This is a genomic window from Enterobacter sp. SORGH_AS_0287 (assembly GCF_031453695.1).
GTDB classification, from domain to species: Bacteria; Pseudomonadota; Gammaproteobacteria; order Enterobacterales; family Enterobacteriaceae; genus Enterobacter; species Enterobacter ludwigii.
On the sequence record NZ_JAVIZW010000001.1, the window covers coordinates 428,610 to 448,063 of the forward strand.

Below are 19,454 nucleotides of genomic sequence, written 5' to 3' on the forward strand. Positions count from 1 at the left end.
CCGCCAGCAGGCGGGTTCGGTAAGCTAAATGCTCAGGCTATCCTGCAGGCATCGGCTTCCCATCGGTATCCCACGCCATACACCGCGCGGATAAATGACTGCTCCGCATCGAGCGCTTCCAGCTTGCGGCGCAGGTTTTTAATATGGCTGTCGATGGTACGGTCAGTCACGACGCGGTAATCATCATACAGACGGTTCAGCAGTTGCTCGCGGGAGAAGACCTTCCCCGGCTCGTGGGAGAGGGTTTTCAACAGGCGGAATTCGGCGGGGGTGAGATCCAGCAGCTTGCCGCGCCAGCTCGCCTGGAAGCGGCTTTCATCGACGATAAGTGGGCTTTCCGCGTCCAGTACCTGCAGTTCACGATGGGGCTTACAGCGGCGCAGAATGGTTTTTACGCGCGCGACCACTTCACGCGGGCTGTATGGCTTGCAGATGTAATCATCCGCACCAATTTCGAGGCCCAGCAGGCGGTCGATCTCTTCGATTTTCGCCGTCACCATCACCACCGGCACGTCTGAGAAGCGACGAATTTCCCGGCACAGGGTCAGGCCATCGGTTCCGGGGAGCATCAGATCCAGCAGGATCAGGTCCGGCGGCGTCTGGCGCACATAAGGCAGCACCTGATCGCCATGGCTGATAAGCGTGGGGGCATAGCTTGCCGCGCGTAAATAGTCGATCAGTAACTGCCCGAGCTTCGGCTCGTCTTCGACAATCAAAATGCGTGGCGTGTTTTCGTCAATCGGTAACTCGGTCATGCTTCTCTCGATAAATCCCGTTCCAGAGGTAACTCTACTGTAATGCTTACCCCGCCAAAAGGCGAATGGGCGGCGCGGATCGTGCCATTATGGGCCTCGACGATGTTTACGCAAATCGCCAGTCCCAGACCGGACCCGCCGCTGGCGCGATTGCGGGAGCCTTCGGTGCGATAAAATCGCTCAAACAGTTTTTCCAGCTGTGCATCCTGCACGCCGGGGGCGGAATCCGCAAAGGTCAGGGCAAAATGCCCGTTTTCTTGTTTGCCGGAAATATGCAGGCCACCGCCGCTGTCGGTGTAGCGCAGGCTATTTTCCAGCAGATTGTTGAACAGCTGCATCAGGCGGTCTTTGTCGCCAAACACCACGGCGCTGTCAGGCAGTGAGAGATCGATTTTCAGGTTGCGGCTGGCGAAACGTTCGCGGAAGGCACCGCTTACCACCTCCAGCACGTTTATCACATCGACGGGCGCTTTCTGGTAGGCCAGCGCGCCTTCGTCCGACATGGAGAGCTGGTGGAGGTCATCGACCAGTTTGGTCAGCGTGCCCACTTCCGCCTGCAGCGAGGCCACCGATTCGGGAGTGAACTGACGCACGCCGTCCTGAATAGCTTCCAGCTCGCCGCGCAGCACCGCCAGCGGCGTGCGGAGTTCATGGGAAATATCGGCCATAAAATCGCGTCGCATCTGCTGGTTTTTTTCCAGGGTGCTGGCGAGCTGGTTAAAGTCCTGCGCCAGCTTGCCGAGTTCGTCCTGGCTACGGGTATCGACGCGGGTGGAGAAATCCCCGGCGGCCAGCTTATGCGTCCCTTCCACCAGCCGTTTAACCGGCGCGAGCAGGCCACGGGCCAGCGGGAAGGTCGCGAGCGCGGCCAGCAGGGTGGAGAGCGCGACAATCAACCAGCTGGTGCGGCGCTGCTGACGATCAAAGTTGATATCGGTGTTACGCGTCAGGCGTTCAACCGGCGAGGCGATCACCCAGCCGACGGTGGCGTTATTCACTGTGATCGCCCGCTTTGTGCCATCCGGCGGAATGGGCGCGCGCGGGCCAACCAGTACGCGCATATCCTGGTCTATCACCCAGAACTGGGTGCGCCAGCCGTGCGGCGGCATCCCGGGGCCCGGGCGATCGTCACCGGTATCATGCTCAAGCGAGCGCAGGATCTGGAATACGAAGCGGTCGTTATTGCGCAGAAAACGCCAGTTACCGTGCAGGGCATACTGATCGCTCAGCGCATCGCTCAGCCCCTGTAAACGCTGTTCATTACCATGCTTAATGTAATCAATAAAACCCCGTTCGAAACTGACCCGCACGGCCCAGTGCATGGTGACCAGCAGCACGATACAGGTGGCAAATATCGCCACAAAGAGTTTACCGGTAATGCCCGGACGCCAGAATTTCATGGTGCACTCCTTTTGCCGTGTCGGATAACGACGTTCTTACGGGTATCATCCGGCACTCTGGCGAAGATGAACGCGGGCAGGGCGATAATCACCGCCATGCTGAGATAGGTATACAAAAAGACCTGATGGGCGACCGGCGTGTCGACGCTGAGATGATGCTGTCCGTACATGCCGAGCAGTAAACCGGCAAGGGTCACCCCTACGCTCATGGAGAGCTGCATGATCATCGACAGCAGGCTATTTCCGCTGCTCGCCAGGTCATCCGGTAGTGCTTTTAACGTCAGGGTATTCATTGATGAAAAGCGCACAGAGTTAATTATGCCCTGGCAGAACAGCACCAGCGGCAGCGCGTAGTACCAGCCCAGCAGCGCCACGGCCATAAACAGCAGGCTCACCAGGGCTAACCCAAGCGTCGCGGCAACCAGGACGTGGCGATAACCAAAACGGTTAACCACCTGCACCACGATGCGTTTCATTCCCATGCTGCCAAGTACCATCGGGATCATCATCAAGCCGGCGTGAAACGGTGAAAATCCCATTCCAATCTGCAAAAAGACCGGCGTCATAAAGGGCAACATGCCGCTGCCGACGCGCCCGGCAAAGCTCCCGAACAGGCCCAGACGATAGGTGGGGTTTTTAAACAGATCGAGCGTGAACAACGCGCTCTCGTTACCTCTGGCATGCCAGAGATACCACAGGATAGCGGTAATGCCGAGCGCCACCAGAAGGCCAAGCGTCAGGGCGGAAATCCCGAGGCCTTTTTGGCCATCAAGCGCGAGGGTGAGCATCGCCATCCCCGCCGCCAGCAGGATAAAACCCAGGAAATCAAAGCGCCGGGTCTGCATGGTGTAGTTAGGCATCAGCATCAGGGTGGCAATCGCGCCGATGATGCCCACCGGCAGGTTGATTAAGAAGATCCAGTGCCAGGAGGCATACTCCACCAGCACTCCGCCCAGCGCCGGGCCAAGCAGCGGGCCGACCTGGCCGGGCAGGGTGACGAAGGTCATTGCGGCCATGTACTGCTCGCGGGGCACAATCTTCATCACCGTCAGCCGCCCGACAGGCACCATCATCGCCCCGCCAATGCCCTGTAACGCGCGGGCCATCACCAGTTGATCCAGCGTATTCGCCTGGGCGCAAAACAGCGAGCCTGTGGTAAACAGCACGATGGCGGTGAAAAAGATATTCCGCACGCCCACTTTGTCCGCCAGCCAGCCGCTGGCCGGAAGCATAACGGCCACCGTTAATACATAGGAGACAATCACCATATGCATATGCAGCGGACTCTCCCCCAGGCTTTTTGCCATCGAGGGGAGGGCGGTATTGACGATGGTTGTATCCAGCGACTGCATAAAGAAGCCGAAGGCGACAATCCACAGCTGCCAGCGTACGTGACGTGGGAGGTCGGTCATTTATTCGGTTACCGTCGTTCTGTTTTTACGCGAAAAACGCACCCGCAGACGGTCAAAGAACAGATAGACCACCGGCGTGGTGTAGAGCGTCAGCAGCTGGCTCATCACCAGCCCCCCGACAATGGTGATCCCCAGCGGCTGGCGCAATTCTGAGCCGTCACCGCTGGAAATCACCAGCGGCAGCGCGCCAAACAGCGCCGCCAGCGTGGTCATCATGATCGGACGAAAACGCAGCAGACAGGCCTGGAATATGGCCTCTTCTGGCGTCAGGTTGCCATTTCGCTGGGCGTCCAGCGCGAAGTCCACCATCATGATGGCGTTTTTCTTCACGATGCCAATTAACAGCATGATACCAATCAGCGCAATCAGGCTGAAGGGCGCGCCGAACAGCTCCAGCGCCAGCAGCGCCCCGACGCCCGCCGACGGCAGCGTGGAGAGAATGGTCAGCGGATGGACGTAGCTTTCATAAAGAACGCCCAGCACGATATAGACTGTCGCAATGGCGGCCAGAATCAAAATCACCTGCGAATTCATCGTCTCCTGGAACACCTGCGCGGTACCGGCAAAACTGCCGCGTACCGTGGATGGCACGCCAAGCTGGGTCATCGCACGGTTGATCGCATCGCTGGCCTCAGAGAGGGACGAACCGGCTGGCAGGTTAAAGGAGATGGTCGACGCCGCCGAAAGGCCCTGGTGGTTCACCGACAACGGCGCGTTCGCCGGTTGCCAGCTGGCAAAGTAAGAGAGCGGGATCGCCTTACCGTCGTTATTAATCACAAACATGTTGTCCAGCGCGCTGATGTCCTGGGTGTAACGTGGGTCCACCTCCATCACCACCTTGTATTGGTTCATGGGCTGGTAGATGGTGGAAATCTCACGCTGGCCGAAGGCATTGTTCAGCAGGCTGTTGGCGGCATCGACGTTAATCCCCAGACGTGACATGGTTTCACGATTGTAGGTTAGCGCCATTTCTGCGCCGTTGTCCTGCTGATCGGAGTTAACGTCCGCCAGCTGTGGCAGGGCGGCCAGCGCCTTGCGGATCTTAGGCTCCCACTCGCGCAGGGCGGCTAAATCGTCAGAGAGTAACGTGTACTGATAGCTGGCGTTTGCCTGACGCCCGCCGACGCGGATATCCTGAACGGCCATCAAAAACAGATTAGCGCCCGGCTCTTTGGCGAGCTTCACGCGCAGGCGGTCGATAACCTGCTGGGCGGTTTCATTGCGCTCGTCACGCGGCTTCAGGGTGATAAACATCATCCCGCTGTTCACCCGCGAACCGCCGGTAAAGCCGGTTACGTTATCTACCGCTTTATCTTCGCGGATGATCTTCATAAAGTCCTGCAGCTTGCCGCGCATGGCCTGAAACGAAATACTCTGGTCTGCCTGGATCCCGCCCATCAGCACCCCGGTGTCCTGCTCCGGGAAGAAGGTTTTGGGGATAGTAATGTACATCCAGACGTTGAGCACGATGGTGCCAATCAGCACCAGGCCGACGATGCGCGTATGCCTCAGCACCCACTTCAGGGACTTGCCATAGCTCTCCTGCATCGCCAGCAGGAAGCGACCAAACCCCTTACGGCGCGGCTGAGAGTGGGGCTTGCTGCGTTTTAACATCCAGCCGCACATCATCGGCGTGAGCGTGAGGGACACGATCAATGAAATACCGATGGCGACAGAAAGCGTGACGGCAAATTCCCGTAACAGCCGGCCAGGCAGGCCGCCCATCAGCAGTAACGGCAGGAACACCGCCACCAGCGACAGGCTCATCGACAGTACCGTAAAGCCCACTTCACGCGTTCCCTGCAGTGCGGCCTGCAGCGGTTTCATCCCCGCCTCCAGATGGCGCGAGATGTTCTCCAGCACCACAATGGCATCATCCACCACGAAGCCGGTGGCAATCGTCAGCGCCATCAGCGACAGGTTGTTAAGGCTAAATCCGCACAGGTACATCGCCGCGAAGGTCCCTATCAGCGAGACAGGCACTGCCACCGCGGGGATCAGCGTGGCCCGGCCTGAACGCAGAAACAGGAAGACCACCAGAATCACCAGCGCAACGGAGATCACAAGCGTCTGTTCCACCTCTTCGAGCGAGGCGCGAATGGTGGGGGAGCGATCCTGGGCAATCTGCAGATCGATCGCCGCCGGGATGGTCTGCTGGAGTTCCGGCAATCTCGCGCGGATACTGTTCACCGTCTCAATAATGTTGGCTTCCGGCAGCTTGCGGATCATCAGCAAAATGGCCGGTTTGGCGTTGGTCATCCCGGCGTTGCGCACGTCCTGCACCGAGTCGGTGACGCTCGCGACATCGCTCAGGCGCACCGCCGCACCGTTGTTGTAGTGAATGATCAGCGGCTGGTATTCCGCAGCGGTTTTCAGCTCATCGTTAGTCTGGATCTGCCAGCGGTGGCTACTGTCCTCAATGGCCCCCTGCGGTTTGCGCACGTTTGCATTGCTGATGGCGGAGCGCACATCGTCCAGTGAAACACCCTGGTTAAACAGCGCCTGCGGGTTTAAGCCCACGCGCACGGCGGGCAGAGAGCTTCCGCCAACGCTGACATCACCCACGCCGTTAATCTGGGCGAGGGTCTGCGCCAGTTGGGTGGAGGCGAAATCGTACAGTTGCCCCTGCGAATAGGTGTCCGAGGTAAGCGTCAGGATCATGATCGGCGCATCGGACGGGTTCGCTTTACGGTATGTCGGACGGCCCGGCATCCCGCTCGGTAGCAGGTTCTGCGCGGCGTTGATCGCCGCCTGCACATCGCGCGCGGCGCCGTTAATATCCCGGTCGAAGCTGAATTCCAGAATGATGCGCGTGCTGCCAAGCGAGCTGCTGGAGGTCATCTCGTTGACCCCGGCAATTCGCCCGAGTGAACGTTCCAGCGGTGTGGCAACCGACGAGGCCATGGTTTCCGGTGATGCACCGGGCAGCGAGGCGCTGACCATGATCACCGGGAAATCCACCTGCGGCAGCGGGGCCACCGGCAGCAGCCGGAAGCCCAGGACGCCGCACAGGGTGATGGCGAGTGAGAGTAAAATCGTCGCCACCGGGCGATAAATGAAGAGGGCGAAAAACTTCATTTACGCCTCCTCTTCACGTTTCGGGAAGCGGCTTTTCGTCCACAGCGCCAGACGGTCAAACAGCAGATAAATGACCGGCGTGGTGAACAGGGTCAGGACCTGGCTTACCAGCAGGCCACCGACCATACCAATCCCCAGCGGACGACGCAGCTCGGCACCAACACCGGTACTGAGCATCAGCGGCAGGGCACCTAGCAGGGCGGCGAGCGTGGTCATCAGGATCGGGCGAAAACGCAGCAGGCAGGCCTGGAAAATTGCCTCGCGCGGCGACATCCCCTGCTCGCGCTCGGCGGCAAGGGCAAAGTCGATCATCATGATGGCGTTTTTCTTCACGATCCCGATAAGCAGGATGATCCCAATGATGGCAATCACGTCCAGCTCGCTCCCCGCCAGCATCAATGCCAGCAGTGCCCCCACGCCCGCCGTTGGCAGGGTGGAGAGGATGGTAATAGGGTGAATAAAGCTTTCATACAGCACACCGAGCACGATATACATCGCCACCACGGCCGCGACAATCAGCCAGATGGTGTTGCCCAGCGCGGCCTGGAACGCCAGCGTGCTGCCCTGGAACTGGGTCTGAATATCGGACGGGAAGTTCAGCGTCTTCTCTGCGGCCAGAATGGACTCCACCGCTTCGCCCAGCGAATAACCGTCCGGTACGTTAAACGAGATGGTGGTGGACGGGAACTGATCCAGATGGTTAATCGACAGCGGTGTGTAGCGCTCTTCCACCGTCGCGATGGCGCTGAGGGGCACGATGCCCCCGTCTTTGCTGGTCAGGCGCACCGAATCGAGCGCGGCCAGGCCGGGCGTGTTTTCCGTGTTGTGTTCCAGCACCACGCGATACTGATTCGCCTGGGTATAGATGGTGGAGATCAGACGCTGACCGAATGCGTTATACAGCGCGTTATCCACGTCGGCCATGGTGATCCCAAGCCGGCTGGCGGTATCGCGGTTAACGTTCACATATGCCGCCAGCCCTTTGTCCTGCCAGTCGCTGCTGACGTCCGAGAGCTGCGGCAGGGCGTTGAGTTTATCCACCAGTTGCGGTACCCAGGTGCTGAGTGCATCAAGGGTGGTGGCCTGCAGCGTGAACTGGTACTGGGTACGGCTCACCTGGGTATCGATGGTTAAATCCTGAATTGGCTGGAGGTACAGCTCAATACCCGGGACGCGCGCCACGGCAGTTTGCAGGCGGTCGATTACCGTCTGCACGCGGTCGTCGCGATCGTCAAGCGGTTTAAGGTTGATCTGCAGGCGGGCACTGTTTAGCGACGGGTTGGTGCCATCGACACCGACATATGACGTCAGGCTCTCTACTGCCGGATCTTTCATGATGATCTCTGACACCTGCTGCTGACGCTGCGCCATGTTAGCGAAGGAGACCGTCTGCGGTGCCTGAAGCGTACCCTGGATAATGCCGTTGTCCTGAATCGGGAAGAAGCCTTTTGGGATGAAAATCCACAGCATAACGCTGAGCGCCAGCGTACCAAGCGCCACGCCAAGGGTTGCCCATGGATGGTTAAGCACTTTCGCCAGCACCCGTCCGTAAGCGGCAATAATGCGTTCGAACATCCGCTCAGAGGCGCGCGAGAAGCGGTTTTGCTTGCGCAGGGAGGCGTGGCTCAGCATACGGGCGCACATCATCGGCGTGAGGGTCAGTGACACCACGGCGGAAATCAGAATGGCGACGGCAAGCGTCACGGCAAATTCGCGGAACAAACGCCCGACGATATCGCCCATAAACAGCAGCGGGATCAGTACCGCAATCAGTGAGAAGGTGAGGGAGATAATGGTAAAGCCGATCTCGCCCGCCCCTTTCAGCGCCGCGGCTAACGGTTTTTCACCTTTTTCGATATAGCGCGAGATGTTCTCGATAACAACGATAGCGTCATCGACCACAAAGCCGGTGGCAATGGTAAGGGCCATCAGCGTCAGGTTGTTTATCGAAAAATCGAGGAACACCATGACGGCAAATGTTCCCACCAGTGAGAGCGGCACGGCGACGGCAGGAATGAGGGTCGCCGGCACGTTACGCAGGAACAGGTAGATGATCATCACCACCAGCGCAATCGCCAGCATCAGTTCAAACTGGGTGTCAGTCACGGACGCGCGAATATTGGTGGTCCGGTCAGACAGCACTTTCACGCTAACTGACCTGGGCAGGCTTTCAATCAGTTGCGGCAGCATAGTGCGAATGCTGTCTGCGGTTTCAATGATATTGGCACCCGGCTGGCGCTGGACGTTCATCACGATCGCCTGCTGTTTGTTGGCCCAGGCGCCGAGCCAGCTGTTTTCCGCACCTTGCTCAACGGTTGCCACATCGCCCAGACGCACCGGCGCACCGTTCTGGTACGCGACGATCAGCTGTCGATATTCATCCGCGGACTGCATTTGATCGTTCGCCGAAAGGGTCACGGCCCGGGTTGGGCCATCAAGCGAGCCTTTCGCCGAATTGACGTTGGCGTTACTGATGGCGCTGCGGATGGTTTCGCTGGTGAGGCCCAGCGCGGCAATGGCCTGGGCGTTGAGCTTCACGCGTACCGCCGGACGTTGACCGCCGGCAAGCGTAACCAGCCCCACGCCAGAGACCTGTGAAATTTTCTGCGCCACGCGCGTTTCGACCATGTCTTCGACCTGAGTCATCGGCATGGCGGAGGAGGTGACGGCGAGCGTCATGATCGGCGGATCCGCCGGGTTTACTTTGCTGTAGACCGGTGGGTTGGGCAGGTCGGATGGCAGCAGGTTGGTGGCCGCGTTAATCGCGGCCTGTACTTCCTGTTCGGCAACGTCGAGTGAGAGCGTAAGCTGGAACTGCAGCGTCACCACGGATGCTCCGCCGGAGCTTTGCGAGGACATTTGCTTCAGGCCAGACATCTGACCAAACTGGCGCTCCAGCGGCGCGGTGATGGCCGACGTCACCACATCAGGGCTCGCACCCGGATAAAGGGTGACCACCTGGATGGTGGGATAATCCACTTCCGGCAGCGCCGAGACGGGCAGGAAGCGATAGCCAATAATCCCGGCCAGCAGGATTGCCACCATTAACAGCGTGGTGGCAACAGGGCGCAGAATAAACAGGCGTGAAGGCCCACCTGTAGAGCTCGGTGGCATAACCTGCATCAGGACGTCGCTCCCTGCTTAGCAGGCTGTTGCTGGCCTTCTACCACTTCGACTTTCGCCCCCTCGGTGAGACGATCAATGCCGTCGGTAACCACGCGGTCACCTGCGGAAAGGCCGGCGCTGATCACCACCGTCTGGCTGTCCTGAATGCCGGTTTTCACCAGATGCTTGCTGACGTTATTCTCGCTGTTAAGCACCCAGACAAAATTCCCTTCGTTGCCCATCTGCAGCGCCGCCGTCGGGATAACGACCGCATTTTCTTGTGTCGCGACCAGCATCCGCGCATTCACGAACTGATTTGGGAAAAGCGCATCATCCTGATTGTTAAAGCGGGCTTTTAACTTGATGGTGCCGGTGGTGGTGTCAATCTGGTTATCCAGACTGAGCAGGGTGCCTTCGCTCAATTTTTGCTTGTTGGTGCGATCCCAGGCTTCCACAACCAGCCCTTTGCCGGCTTTCTGCGCCTGAACCACGGTTGCGATGTCGCTCTCCGGCAGGGTAAAGACTAAATCGACAGGATGCGTCTGGGTGATGACCACGATACCGGTGGTATCGCCGCTGGAAATCTGGTTGCCAATATCAACCTGCTTCAGACCGACGCGGCCGTCAATCGGGGCGGTGATGCGGCTCCAGTCGAGCTGTAACTGTGCGCTGGCCACGGCGGCTTCGTCAGCTTTAAGGGTGCCCAGCGCTTCGCTGACCAGAGACTGCTGCGTATCCAGTTCCTGACGCGATACCAGGTTGGTTTTCACCAGTTGCTGGTAGCGTGCCAAATCGCGTCGGGCGTTCGCGAGCGTGGCCTTGTCTTTCGCGAGCTGGCCCTGCGCCTGCGCGAGGGTGACTTTAAACTGGCTTGGGTCAATTTCCGCCAGTAAGTCCCCGGCTTTAACCTGCTGGCCTTCCTGGAAGTGAAGCGCCATCAGCTGCCCGTCCACACGGCTGCGAACCGTAACGGTGTTGGCGGCGGTAATGGTTCCCAGCCCGGAGAGATAACGGGGCACCGCTTTATTTACCGCAGTAGCCGCCTGAACGGGAGCCAGCGCACCGCCGCGCATGCCGTGACGTCCGCCACTCGCGGGACGCTGAGATGGGCTGCTGGCACCTGCGGAAGTGTCAGAAGAGTGATTGTGCCAGAACCAGGCGGCGGCAAGAGCCACCACAATGATGCCAGCGGCGATTGCCCAGCGGGATTTGTTACTGCCTTTCATCGTTATACGTTCTCATCCTGAATACTTCGGGGAATGATACTAGTTTAGTCAGGCAACACGGCAGAAAAATGGAGGAAATATGGAAGACTGTCTGGATTTGTCTGATTGGCAGGGGAAGGGGCGCGGCGTGAGGCGGACTTCAAATCGGATCAATTGGCAGTGCATAATTTACCAGGAATATTCCCTGCCACCTGAAATATTCTTATTATTTATCTGCCGGGTGAGAAACGGAGAAAGATAACAATTGGTTTTATTATTTAATTTGTCTTTAGGAAAATTTCATTATTCATCATGTAAGGATCGGAATATTCTCTGTTATACCAATATTTTTCATCTTGTTATCAAATCATTAACAAACTAATGATTTTTTGCAATGTGACGTATTTATTTGATTTGAAATATGTTTTTGTTATTCCTTTCAATGCACCACTTTTGATTTGTATCAAAAAGCTAAAACAGTTTAAATTACCTAAAATTGCGATAATTATAGATTTTTATTTTAAAAATGTTATTTAAATGGTTTTATGTTTTTATTTAAGCGATCTCGTCATGAATGATTATGAGAAAAATCCTAACGACGGAGGGTTTTTTCGTCATTCGATTGGTTGTCCTGAAACATAATTCAAATAATACTTTTTTGGCGCGGTAAATCCCGTTCGCATTTAAATGGAGCTTCCAGGTTATTTATTAAATGGCACCTGGCAGTACGTTTGTTCTCAGGAGATGAAAATGAAAAAATTATTACTGGTGGCCTCTCTGGTTTCTGTATTTGCTGCTGCAAATGCTATGGCTGATGTTACGGCATCTGCCACTGCATCATGGGATGCAACGGCCACGAAAGATACAACCAGCCTGCTGGTCGTGACCCCATTGAACTCGCTGACGTTCCAGTATGCAGAGGGCCTGAATGGGTTTAACACTCAGGATGGCGCTTTCGATGTGACGATTCAGGGACAGGAAAGTGCAACCGATTTTGAACTGACTGCTCAGGTCATCAGCAATACGCTGACCAATGCAAGCGGTGATGCATCTACCCTGAATGTGGGCGTGGCATGGAATGGTCAGGCGCTGTCTAACTCTGCCGAAACCGTTCTGGTGAATGCGGCTTCCACTTCAGGTCTGGAAAGCCTGCTGGCCGATGGCGCCTATAACGGCGCTGAGCGTGTAAGCGATCAGTCCAGCTTCAAATTCTCCATCGCTTCAGCGACTTCTGACGGTTCGACTGCTGTAACTGACTATTCTGCGCTGCCGGACGGTTACTGGACGGGTGACGTAAAAGTTCAGTTCAATGCAACCTGGACCACTCCAGCGTAATGAATATTAATTCGGGAGAGGCTCTCTCCCGAATTTCGCAGGAATGCACTGATGAAGAAATATTTGCCACTCGCAGCGCTGGCAGGGATGGTCGTATCCTTTTCCAGTCTGGCGATTAATGTGGGTGATATCACGTCAATAATGACGGCCGATCAAAACGCGTTATCAAAAGAAATTATTAACACCACTGATTCCGCCCGCTATGTGAGCGTTACCGTAAAAAGGCTCTCTTCACCGCTGCCTGACGGAACAGAAATGCAATTTGAAACGTCGGGAGAATTACTTTCTACACCGGCGAGCCTTATTTTACCCGGTGATGCGAAAGATGTTTTTCGCTTTTTCTATAAGGGCCCTGAAGATGACAAAGAACGTTATTACCGGCTGCAGTGGGTTGACGAACCCGTAAGCGAAAGCGCATCGACTAAGGCTGGCAAAGCCGCCATTGCGACGGCGTCGGCAGAAATCGGGACAATTCTGGTCGTGGCGCCCCGCAAGGAGCGATTCGAATACGGTCGTGACGGGGATGTCATCACCAACAAAGGCAACGTCTCGTTTCGGGTCATTGCTTACGGAGCCTGCAAAGAGGCGTCACAGGATCGGGGTCGCGGGTGTCGCGAGCGTTATTACGTCATGCCAGGCACAAAAATAAGATTGCAGAAAAGCGATGTGTCAAACAGTCGCACCCGCATTGGGATTTGGCATGGCAAGCAATTTATTACAGTGAAGTAATACACGGCGTCATTTCCGGTACCAGTAATAAAAATACCGAAAAGTAAGGATGCGTATGTCTTTTAAATATCTTATAGGAGGGAGTTTATTACTCTCTTATGCGCTAACATCAGGGGTTGCGCATTCTGCACCGGTTAAGATTGGTAATTATGTTATTCCAGGGGCATTCGCGCGTTCTCTTGAACAGGGGATGACGGTCCCCGTTTATATCCGCTACCAGGAGACGGATACAAAAAGCCAACAAAAAATCGCTGATGCGGTCATCTCGCTGGTTGAGGGAAATATCATTGTAAAATCCATTATGGTTGCCGATCTGCCCAATAACGCGGTGCTTTCAGAGAAAACGCGCGAGATGGTGGAAAAAATAGGCGATGCGAAATTTATCGACAATACCTCTCTTGCCCTTTCGCGAGACGCACGGCTGAAATTAAACGTCTCCTCTTTTCATCTGGAGATGATTGTCAGTCGGGATGCCCTGACTGAAGCGGTAGTCGCCCGCAGTTCATTGCTGGGACCGTCCAGCGTTGATCGACTGTCTACTGTGCTGAATTACAACTTTGGCACCTATTACAATGACTACCGCAATGGCAGCAGCTCTCGCAGTTATTTAACCCTGGATAACACCACCTCGTTGAGAGAGCACCACCTCAATATCAATGGCTCGGTCTATGGTATTGGCGAGAGTAACCGCTCCAGCAAACTGTATCGTGCCATGTATGAGCGCGATTATGAGGGTTATCGTCTGGCGTTGGGCATGCTCGACACCTGGAACGTTCAGTCGATCGCCAGCCTCAATGCGCTGAATGGCGGCAAGATCTACGGCGTCAGCTACGGCAATAAAGGCAGTACGGTGGTTGAAAACACCTCCCTGTCCTTGATCCCAATAACCATATTTTTACCGTCTGCCGGCGAAGTGCATGTGTTTCGTGATGGGCGCTTGTTAAGCGTTCAGAACTTCAACATGGGCAGCTACGAAATTGACACCAGCCGGTTCCCTTACGGTGTGTATGACGTCACGGTGGATGTCGTGGTAAATGGCCGGACGGTGAACACCCGCGTCAGTCGGGTGAATAAAATATTTGCCCGCCAGCAGGCCGCAGGCCTGCATGAAGTCGCATGGCAAATTTTTGGCGGTTCACTTGATTACGACCGCGTGAGTTATAAACGCAATCATTACCGTGATGCCGGCAGTGAACAGACCTGGATTGCGGGTGGTGCGGCCTCGTTAACCCTGGCAATGCTCTCCGGGCTCACCCTGAAAACGACAGGTTATGGGTTTGATGACAATGCCGTCAATGAAACGGACATTACTCTTAACGTCAACGAATATGTCAGCGTCGGGACACAAACGCTGGTGGCGAACGACGGAACATGGCGCAACGTCAGCAGCGCCAGTCTTAATGCTCCAGGCGGGTTTGGCTCGCTGTGGGCGTCGCGGGAAGACAGCAAAATCGGTAACCGTCTGCCGGTGCAGGAGCGGGATAACTATTCGGTTGGCGCAACATTGAACCTGAGCCGGTTTATTCCGCACGGTGGCACGTTAACGGTCAGCCAGACCGAAAACCGCTATTCCGGTAATACCTACCGAAACCTGGATTACAGTACCACCCTCTATGCGGGACGGTACGCCACAGTGGGGTTACGGGCCGGGATACAGCGCTATTACTACAACAATACGAATGATGACGGACGTCAGGAACGCTATGTCAGCCTGGATTTATCGCTGCCGCTGGCCTCGTGGATGAGTGTCGGGGTTTCACGCGATCGCTACGGCGCAACACAGGGCAATATCAGCGCGCGTAAACAATTTGAGGATAGCGTTATTACGTCTGCAGGCATTTCCGCCTCGACTCGCCTGAGTGGAGAGCAGAACTACGACAACAATTACGCTGTAAATGGCAACCTGAGTTATGACACCCGCTATAACGGCGGGACGGTTTCGGTGACCCGTTCAGCGGACAACTCGACCAATATGAACTTCTCCTCTCAGGGTTCCGTTGCCTGGGCGGGCGGCGATTTTGGTCTGAGCAAAGAGCGACAGCGCTCGGGCATTATTGTGAAAACCGATCTTGTGGGTGATGGAAAGCTGGCCGCAAAAATAAATAACCGAAATTATATTCTTAGCGGCAAATCGAGCTTTATTGCACTCCCGCCTTACGCGCAATACAAGCTGGAAATTATGAATGATAAAAACTCTGAAGACAGTTTTGACATTGTCTCGGGCCGTAAACAGGCGCTTAACCTTTATCCCGGTAACGTCGGCGTGGTGTCACCTGAGGTGAAAAGCATGGTGACCGTGTTTGGCCGGGTGCGATATCCCAATGGTGAACTGGCGTCAAATACCGACATTCATAACCACATTGGCAAAACGCGCACCGACGCGAAAGGTGAGTTCGCCATTGATATTGATAAGAAGTATCCCGTTATTACCCTGGTGTCCGCCAACGGTAATATCTGCGAAGCGGATTTAGATCTGGAAAAAGCCAGGGGCGCTGCGTGGGTAGGGGATGTTAAATGTGCACCGCAAACCACGATGGCGCAGAGATAATGCTATGAAAAAAAGTGCTTCCGTTTTTATTTCGCTCCTGTTTTTGGCGGGGTTAATTCCCTTCTCCGCAAGGGCACTGACTGCCTCATCGTCAGGGGCGATCAACAACACGTTTTTATTTATCGAGAACGACATTGACGGTGAGTATTTCATTACGCCGTCCGCGTTAGATCCCCGTTTCAGCGGGTCAAATACCTGGGTTAAATACGGCACATCCCAGGTCAGCCTCGGTTACCTGGGTTATGTGATTTGGACTGCGCCGGCCAATAATTATCAGGATATGTGGATTGATAATTCGCCCATTGATGCTCCTTTCACAGGAATACGCTGCTACCGAGGTTCGCAGTGTCCGACGACGGGCTACATTGCCGGGCAGGGGGTGGATAACAATGGTTTTTACCACGCGCAGGTTGGATCCGTGGCGGGGGTTATTGGCGGAGCGTATGGCTTTGCTTCGCTGAGCAACTCAGCCTATGAGTATTTTCGTAATATGCCGACGGGTGGCAGCGAAACCTATGTTTTTAACCGCTGCTATACCTCGGTTAACTATGATTACGCCTCAGGACAACGCTGTAAGGATCAGACAACAGGTCGCTGGAATTACATCAATTACACGTTAAACAAGCGGGGACATCTGGCGCTGGAATCAACAAGTGCCTTTCAGGAGCTGTGGATCGCCAGTGATGGAACCCCAAGCATCACAAATGATTCCGGATCCTGTGAGCTGGGTGTCGTCAGTAACGTTGATGGCGTAATTTGTAAAATGGTCAAATACAACCTTGAGCAGGCGCAAAATTTGACGGCATCGTTGACGTTCAGAGCGTATATCGATTCTGCTGCGTTGGGTTTTACCCCTTCCGCAACCACCGTGAAATATTCTGGAAATGGCTCGACATGGTATAACTTCAGCGCCTCGACGGCGTATTACAACGTCTTTTCGACATCTGGCCAGTATATCTATGTCTTTTTGTCGAAAACATTCCTTAAGAATCTGGTGGATGCAGGCGTCAGTATTACCAACAGCCAGCCCTTTACGTTTGCGTTTACGAATGCATTAACTCCGGAGTCAGGCTATTACCAGTTTACCCCCTCTTTGCAGCTCAATATTGTGCCGAAGGAGTATGGGATTAGCATTGTCTCATCGAATAATACGGCCTCTGCCAGTGGAAGCGGCACCATCGGAGATGACGCGCCGATCGAGATGGATTACGTCGTCACCGTATCGGGACCCCGTCAGGCTGACAGTATTACGGCCCAGGTTATCGGGGACAGCACGACAATCAACGATACCCCTTACTGCCTGTTTACGTCGGCCCAGGGGGGAATAAACGTGCCTGTCCCTGCCTATCTGCAATACAACACCGCGTCGGGAAGCCCTACTCAGGTGAGGAACAGCTGCAGTGAAAATGCCATTAGTCTGAACGATGCGTTATGGCAACAGGTGCCATGGGATGCCAACAACACGGATGATGGCAGCTTTTTCAGCACCAACTTAACGCTGCTGTTCCCGATGAATGATTCCCGCTCAGCACTGACGGTGGCTGGCGCTGACTGGGAAGGCGTGGTCAGCGCCAGTGGTGAAATCAAAGTCACCGCGAACTGGCTGGGAGTAACAAAATGATGCGCTGGCGGAAGGTCACGGAGGGTGTGGTGGGACTCTGCATTGCGCTTTACACGCTTTCTGCCCACGCGCTGTATCTGGACTCCACGATCTATGATATCCCCGCAGAGCGGTCGTTCATTAGCAAACGTATTTACAACGACAGCCACAAACAGAATGTGTACAGCATTTCGGCGATTAAAATCGACCGTCCAGGACCGGGTGGGGAAAAGCGTCTGCCAAAAGAGGACGGGGAGTTGCTGTTTACACCGCTCACGTTTTCGCTCGCCCCGGACGCCGGGGAGTATTTTAAGATCTTCTATCGCGGGCCCGAGGATGACAAAGAGCGTTACTACCGGATTCAGTTTCGCGAGATGCCGGTAACGCTGTTTGCTGAACGTCATTCAGGCAAAGCAAGTGAAGCTGTGCCCGCTATTGCATTGGATACGATACTGGTGGTCAGGCCCAGAAAGCTGACGCTAGCTTATACTCTGGATGAGCAAGAAGGGGCGCTGACAAATACCGGCAATACGTTTTTCAGGATCATCGTACACAAGGGATGCCAGTCAACCGATGACGAGGCGACGATGCGCTACCTGCTGCCTGGAGAGACCTACCGAAGCAGCGCGTTAAACACTAAAAATAAAAAATTCATCGTTGCGTTGAAAAAATATATACCGATAGGCGATGGTTGTTTTAAAAATAACAGTTAAAGTTTAAAGAAACAGTTCTTATATTGCTAACTGAACTCTGGGAATATATTCTGTGCTGCGTGCTGGCATTGCCGCCGATAATAAAAGAGTTCCCGGATGAAAAAGATAATCAATGATCATATTGTATACGATTCAGAGACCAGAGCGCTAAGTGTACAGGGAGAAAGAGTGGTTCTGTCCGCTGCAACGGCAAGATTACTGGAGCTCTTTATTGCGAATAACCGCAAACAATTACATCGGGATCTGATTATAGAAGAAGTGTGGGGAAGGTATGGGTTGATCCCATCAGGTCACAGTCTGAATAAAAATGTCAGTATTTTGCGCAAAACGTTAGCAGAACTGGGAATGGATAATCTGATCGCAACTATCCCCCGAGAGGGATTTGTTTTTCAGGCGCAGATCGAAAACGTAAAAGAAGATGCGTTGCCGCATAGCATCACTGCATTAACCTCCGCCACCAAACCCGGGTTAAGGCGATACGGTAAAACGATCGTTGGCGGAATGTTAGGCATCAGCCTGGTGATATCTGGCTTTGTCCTTCTGCCAAAATTATTACGAGATACCGATGGTGTCGTGCATGTACAAAAATCCGGTTCCTGTGAAATATTTACGACAGATGATAATTCAGTTGAGAAAATATCCACTTTTTTGAATTCATCCCGATGGCAGCAATTCAAATCTATCTGTAAGGGAAGAAATAAGGTCATTGTGTTTTATGATGACAATGGATTGTCTGCGGGTAATAAACTAAAGGAATCATTTTTCAGTATATGTACGTTAGGCTCCCGGGGAGTTGCACATGCGTGCGAAAATTATGTATTTTAGTCTTGCCGTAGCGCTTGTTATCATTTTTTTGTTTTTATTTAAACGTCATGAGGTTCCGGCAGCGCTGGTATGCTCAGCGAAGAACCATCTTGTGCTCAATACGCAAAAAACAGGTATGCACATCGAAGGGGAGGTATTGCTGGTTTTCAGGATATCATCTGCTGAAGAGGGGGTATTGTCACAAGTGGGCGTGATTAATGTTAATGGGAAAAGCTACGCCATTAACCGTTCCACGATGCTTAAATTTTTAGGTAATGATAGTGACGGCTACATACGTACCCAACGGGTTTCTGTGATCAAAAATGATAATGATGATTTGCCTGATGAGATCACGGGATTAATTATGTCTAAGCAACACAACTTCTATTATAAAATAATGCATATTGCGCACAATGTGTACGGTATACGCGATTTGCGACGCACCCTGTTGGTGTGTCGGGCAGCGTAATCCTCAGAATAGGGTATCGTCTTATTCTGAAATAATAACCTATGTGTAGCATCATTTATGGTTTTTTATTCTGTTAAAATAGTGTTTATTATCACTAAAGTTTGTCAGAATGTGAATATAAGCGCATAAGTTTGTACTCATTTCGGACCTCAGAATTCGCTACCGATACAGCAAGAATATTCTTATCATTTCCCCTGCGCTCAGTTTTATTGCAAGGGGGATGAGCTACTACACACTATGCAATCTAAAGGCATTTTATTTGTTTTACCTTAAGTCTATGTGAATACCAGGTCAATTGTGA

Annotated in this window: 13 protein-coding genes; 7 read left to right on the plus strand and 6 right to left on the minus strand. The window is 54.1% G+C overall.

Going from position 1 to position 19,454, the window contains the following annotated elements; translation table 11 throughout:
- Positions 1-32: 32 nt before the first annotated feature.
- From baeR to QE396_RS01990, 6 genes are read right to left on the minus strand one after another with little or no spacing between them, the layout of a single operon-like run.
- Positions 33-755, minus strand: a complete 723-nt coding sequence (gene baeR, locus QE396_RS01965) for a two-component system response regulator BaeR (RefSeq protein WP_014170852.1) — start codon at positions 753-755, stop codon at positions 33-35.
- A complete protein-coding gene (gene baeS, locus QE396_RS01970) occupies positions 752-2,155 on the minus strand; it encodes a two-component system sensor histidine kinase BaeS (protein ID WP_020883244.1) in 1,404 nt (467 codons plus the stop codon). The genes baeR and baeS overlap by 4 nt, the downstream gene beginning before the upstream one ends.
- The gene (locus tag QE396_RS01975) at positions 2,152-3,567 is read right to left on the minus strand and encodes an MFS transporter (RefSeq protein WP_014170850.1); all 1,416 of its coding nucleotides are present in this window, start codon (positions 3,565-3,567) and stop codon (positions 2,152-2,154) included. Before QE396_RS01975 ends, baeS begins: the two co-directional genes overlap by 4 nt.
- On the minus strand, positions 3,568-6,645 hold the full coding sequence (gene mdtC, locus QE396_RS01980) for a multidrug efflux RND transporter permease subunit MdtC (RefSeq protein WP_020883245.1): 3,078 nt from the start codon (positions 6,643-6,645) through the stop codon (positions 3,568-3,570).
- Positions 6,646-9,768, minus strand: coding sequence for an MdtB/MuxB family multidrug efflux RND transporter permease subunit (locus tag QE396_RS01985; RefSeq protein ID WP_014170848.1), 3,123 nt, complete (start codon positions 9,766-9,768; stop codon positions 6,646-6,648).
- Positions 9,768-10,976, minus strand: a complete 1,209-nt coding sequence (locus QE396_RS01990; RefSeq protein ID WP_020883246.1) for an MdtA/MuxA family multidrug efflux RND transporter periplasmic adaptor subunit — start codon at positions 10,974-10,976, stop codon at positions 9,768-9,770. Before QE396_RS01990 ends, QE396_RS01985 begins: the two co-directional genes overlap by 1 nt.
- 729 nt (positions 10,977-11,705) lie before the next feature.
- Between QE396_RS01990 and QE396_RS01995 the strand changes: the two genes are divergently transcribed.
- The 7 genes from QE396_RS01995 to QE396_RS02025 all read left to right on the plus strand — a co-directional run bounded on the left by QE396_RS01995 (position 11,706) and on the right by QE396_RS02025 (position 19,153).
- The gene (locus tag QE396_RS01995) at positions 11,706-12,290 is read left to right on the plus strand and encodes a common pilus major fimbrillin subunit EcpA (protein ID WP_020883247.1); all 585 of its coding nucleotides are present in this window, start codon (positions 11,706-11,708) and stop codon (positions 12,288-12,290) included.
- Positions 12,291-12,341: 51 nt separating this feature from the next.
- A complete protein-coding gene (locus tag QE396_RS02000; protein WP_014170844.1) occupies positions 12,342-13,019 on the plus strand; it encodes a hypothetical protein in 678 nt (225 codons plus the stop codon).
- A 55-nt stretch (positions 13,020-13,074) separates the two neighbouring features.
- Positions 13,075-15,567, plus strand: a complete 2,493-nt coding sequence (locus QE396_RS02005) for a TcfC E-set like domain-containing protein (protein ID WP_020883248.1) — start codon at positions 13,075-13,077, stop codon at positions 15,565-15,567.
- Positions 15,568-15,571: 4 nt separating this feature from the next.
- Positions 15,572-17,188 carry a hypothetical protein gene (locus QE396_RS02010; protein ID WP_020883249.1) on the plus strand — a complete coding sequence of 539 codons (1,617 nt, stop codon included), beginning with the start codon at positions 15,572-15,574 and terminating at the stop codon, positions 17,186-17,188.
- Positions 17,185-17,880: a fimbria/pilus periplasmic chaperone gene (locus QE396_RS02015; protein WP_020883250.1), complete on the plus strand. Its 696-nt coding sequence runs from the start codon at positions 17,185-17,187 to the stop codon at positions 17,878-17,880. Before QE396_RS02010 ends, QE396_RS02015 begins: the two co-directional genes overlap by 4 nt.
- A gap of 96 nt (positions 17,881-17,976) precedes the next feature.
- Positions 17,977-18,705 (plus strand): winged helix-turn-helix domain-containing protein, encoded by a 729-nt coding sequence (locus tag QE396_RS02020; protein WP_014170839.1) that lies wholly within the window; start codon positions 17,977-17,979, stop codon positions 18,703-18,705.
- Positions 18,680-19,153, plus strand: coding sequence for a hypothetical protein (locus QE396_RS02025; RefSeq protein WP_020883251.1), 474 nt, complete (start codon positions 18,680-18,682; stop codon positions 19,151-19,153). The genes QE396_RS02020 and QE396_RS02025 overlap by 26 nt, the downstream gene beginning before the upstream one ends.
- The last annotated feature ends 301 nt before the right edge of the window (positions 19,154-19,454 follow it).